Below are 3,804 nucleotides of genomic sequence, written 5' to 3'. Positions count from 1 at the left end.
CGGAGCCCACTCTACGTTGGGTTTCAGACGACCTTGGGTCAGAGGTCGAAGGCGGCGTTGATGAGGCGTTTGGTGTAGTCTTTCTGCGGTTGGTGGAAGATTTGGTCTGCGCTGCCGTATTCGACGAGTTCTCCGTGCTGCATGACGGCGACGTTGTCACTGACAGCGCGGACAACGGAGAGGTCGTGGCTGATGAAGATGTAGGTCAGTCCGTATTTGGTTTGGAGTCCGCGCAGCAGTTCGACGACTTTGATTTGGACGGAGCGGTCGAGGGCGGAGGTGGGTTCGTCGAGGAGGATGAACTTGGGCCGCAGGATGAGGGCGCGGGCGATGGCGATGCGTTGGCGTTGTCCGCCTGAGAATTCGTGCGGGTAACGGTTGAGGGCGTCGGCGGGCAGGGAGACTTCGTCCAGGACTTTAAGGACGAGTTCGGTGCGTTGGGCTTTGGTCATTTCGGGGCGGTGGACGGTGAGGCCTTCGCCTATGATTTCACCGACGGTGAGGCGGGGGGAGAGTGAGCCGTAGGGGTCTTGGAAGACGATTTGGCGTTCGGCTTTGAGCTGGCGCGCGCGCTCGGGGCTGAGGGCGGCGAGGTCGCTGCCGTCGAAGTGTATGCTGCCTTGGTAGGGGAGCATTTGCATGATGGCTTTGCCGAGTGTGGATTTGCCGGAACCGGATTCGCCGACGATGCCGACGGTTTCGCCTTGGCGGATGGCGAGGCTGATGTTTTTGACGGCGTGGAAGGTTTTGAGGGGTTTGCCGAAGAAGTTGTGTTTGAGGGTGAAGTGGACGTTGATGTTGTCGGCACGGATGAGCTCGGGCGGGTTGCCTTCTACGGGGTCTTTCATGCCTTTGGGGACGGAGTGGATGAGTTGGGCGGTGTAGGGGTGGGATGGGTTGGCGAAAACTTGTTTGATTTTGCCGCGCTCGACGATTTCGCCGTCTTTCATGACGCAGACGGTTTCGGAGTAGTGTTCGGCGAGTCCGAGGTCGTGGGTGATGAAGATTATCGCCATGCCCATTTGTTTTTGGAGGTCGTGGAGGAGGTCGAGGATTTCTGCCTGGATGGTGACGTCGAGGGCGGTGGTGGGTTCGTCGGCGATGAGCAGGGAGGGCTCGTTGAGCAGCGCCATGGCGATCATGATGCGCTGGAGCTGGCCGCCTGAGAATTCGTGGGGGTATTGTTTCAGACGACGTTCTGCTTCGCGGATGCCGACGCGGTTGAGGAGGTCGAGGATGCGTTCGCGGGCGGCTTTGCGGGTGATGGTTTTGTTGTGGACGCGCAGGGCTTCCATGAGCTGGGTGCCGATTTTCATGAAGGGGTTCAGCGAGGTCATGGGCTCTTGGAAGATGAAGCTGATGCATCCGCCGCGCAGGCTGCGGAGGGTTTTTTCGTCTGCGTCGAGGATGGATGTGCCGTCGAAGGTGATGCGCGAGTCTTGTCCGTAAAGGGTGCTGTTTTCGGGCAAAAGGCGCATGAGGGACATGGCGGTAACGGATTTGCCTGAACCGGATTCGCCGACGAGGGCGAGGGTTTCGCCTTTGGCGACTTTGAAGCTGATGTTGCGCACGGCGTGGACGGTTTTGTCGTGGAGTTGGAAACGGATATCGAGGTTTTCGACGGTGAGTAATGGGGTGGTCATGGGTGTGTCCTCGTTGTGTGTGTCAGCGGTCTTTGGGGTCGAGTGCGTCGCGCAGGCCGTCGCCGATGAAGTTGAAGCAGAAGAGGGTGGCGACGAGGAAGAAGCAGGGGACGAGGAGCTGCCACGGGGCGGCTTCCATGGAGGCTGCGCCCTCTTGGAGCATGGAACCCCAACTGGTTTTGGGTTCTTGTACGCCCAATCCGAGGAAGCTGAGGAAGGATTCGAACATGATCATGCCGGGGACGAGCAGGGAGGCGTAAACCATGACGACGCCGAGTACGTTGGGGATGATGTGGCGGGTAACGATGCGGCGGCGGGATACGCCTGTGATGCGGGCGGCTTCGACGAATTCTTTGTGTTTGAGGCTGAGGGTTTGTCCGCGGACGATGCGGGCGACGTCCAGCCATGAGACGAGTCCGATGGCGACGAAGATGAGGAAGAGGTTGCGCCCGAAGAAGGTGGTGAGGAGGATGACGAAGAACATGAAGGGGAAGGCGTTGAGGATTTCGAGCAGGCGCATCATGACGGAGTCGAGTTTGCCGCCGAAAAAGCCTGCGAGCGCGCCGTAGAGCGTGCCGATGACGACGGCGACGAGCGCGCCTGCAATGCCGATGAGCAGAGAAATGCGTCCGCCGGCGGCGGCTCGGGTGAGGAGGTCGCGTCCGAGCAGGTCGGTGCCGAAGTAGTGGCGGGTGGCGAAGGAAGGCGGGATTTGCATGTTGTCCCAGTCGGTGTAGTCGTAGGTGTAGGTGCTGACCCAGGGGGCGGCGACAACGAAGAGGGTGATGGCGGCAAGGATGAAGACGCTACACAGGGCGGCTTTGTTGTTGCTGAAACGCCGCCATGCGTCCTGCCACAGGCTGCGTCCGTGTACTTGTGCCTGTTCGGCTGCGTCTGCTATAGCGCGGGAATTTTTCTTGTTGAATAGCATGGTGTTCTCCGTTGTTTTGTTCGGGGTCGTCTGAAAACGGCAAAACCGGTTTTCAGACGACCTTTTTTTGCTTTTAATAGCGGATTTTGGGGTCGATCAGGGCGTAGAGGATGTCGAGTATGGCGTTGAAGACGATGGTCAGTACGCCGACGAGGATGGTCAGCCCCAAGATCATGCCGTAGTCGCGGTTGAGCGCGCCGTTGACGAAGAGTTGTCCGATGCCGGGCAGTCCGAAGACGCTTTCGATGACGATGGCGCCGGTGATGATGCCGACGAAGGCAGGAACGAGATAGGAGAGGATGGGCAGCATGGCGGGACGCAGTGCGTGGCGCAGGACGATGCTGTTCATTGATAATCCTTTGGCGCGGGCGGTGCGGATGTAGGGGCTGTTCAACACTTCTATCATCGCGCCGCGCGTGATGCGGGCGAGGCCTGCGACATAGCCGATGGAGAGGGCGGCGACGGGCAGGATGAGGCTGGTCAACGAGCCGTCATTCCAGCCGCCGGCGGGCAGCCATTTGAGGGTGATGGCGAAGATGAAAATCATGATGGGGGCTTTGACGAAGCTGGGGACGACGATGCCGGTCATGGCGGCGGTCATGATGGTGTAGTCCGCCCATGTGTTGCGCCTGAGTGCGGCGATGGTGCCCATGAGTACGCCCAAGACGGTGGAGACGATGAAGGCGTACACGCCCAGTTCGACGGAGACGGGCAGAGCTTGGGCGAGCAGCTCGTTGACGTTGTAGTCTTTGTATTTGAACGAGGGGCCGAGGTCGCCGTGGGCGAGTTGTTTGAGATAGTTGAAGTATTGCAGGTACATCGGGTCGTTCAGGTGGTATTTGGCTTCGATGTTGGCCAGTACGGCGGGCGGTACGTTTTTGTCGCCGGTGAAGGGGCTGCCGGGTGCGAGCCGCATCATGAAGAATGAGACGGTAATCAGGACCAGCATGGTGGGGATGGCGGAAAGTATGCGGCGGATGATGAATTTCAGCATATCGTACCTGCTCGGGGCTTGGTGGGTCGGAATATGCCTGAATACAGGAAGGCGGTCTGAACAGGGTTCGGACGCTTGGGGTGGTTTTCTCTTCTTTGTAGTCAGGCCCTTGGTTTTGGGGTGTGCGGGCTTTTGCTTTTATGGTTGTCTGAAACGGGATTTGGGGTTTCAGACGACCTTTTTGCTGATGTTTTTCGTGGGCAAAGCCCACGCTACGGCTTTTATGGTTGTCTGAA

The 3,804-nt window shown here is 59.0% G+C and carries 3 protein-coding genes; all 3 read right to left on the bottom strand.

Annotated elements, in window-relative coordinates; genetic code table 11:
• Positions 1 to 38: 38 nt before the first annotated feature.
• The 3 genes from Q0349_RS02355 to oppB all read right to left on the bottom strand — a co-directional run bounded on the left by Q0349_RS02355 (position 39) and on the right by oppB (position 3,568).
• Positions 39 to 1,643, bottom strand: a complete 1,605-nt coding sequence (locus Q0349_RS02355) for an ABC transporter ATP-binding protein (protein WP_298079255.1) — start codon at positions 1,641 to 1,643, stop codon at positions 39 to 41.
• 22 nt (positions 1,644 to 1,665) lie between these two features.
• Positions 1,666 to 2,574, bottom strand: coding sequence for an oligopeptide ABC transporter permease OppC (gene oppC / locus Q0349_RS02350; RefSeq protein ID WP_298079254.1), 909 nt, complete (start codon positions 2,572 to 2,574; stop codon positions 1,666 to 1,668).
• Positions 2,575 to 2,647: 73 nt separating this feature from the next.
• Positions 2,648 to 3,568, bottom strand: a complete 921-nt coding sequence (gene oppB, locus Q0349_RS02345; protein ID WP_049227070.1) for an oligopeptide ABC transporter permease OppB — start codon at positions 3,566 to 3,568, stop codon at positions 2,648 to 2,650.
• Positions 3,569 to 3,804: the final 236 nt, after the last annotated feature.

Source organism: uncultured Cardiobacterium sp., from assembly GCF_938028185.1.
In the GTDB taxonomy this organism is placed as follows: domain Bacteria; phylum Pseudomonadota; class Gammaproteobacteria; order Cardiobacteriales; family Cardiobacteriaceae; genus Cardiobacterium.
This window is presented reverse-complemented; position numbering and strand designations above follow the sequence as displayed.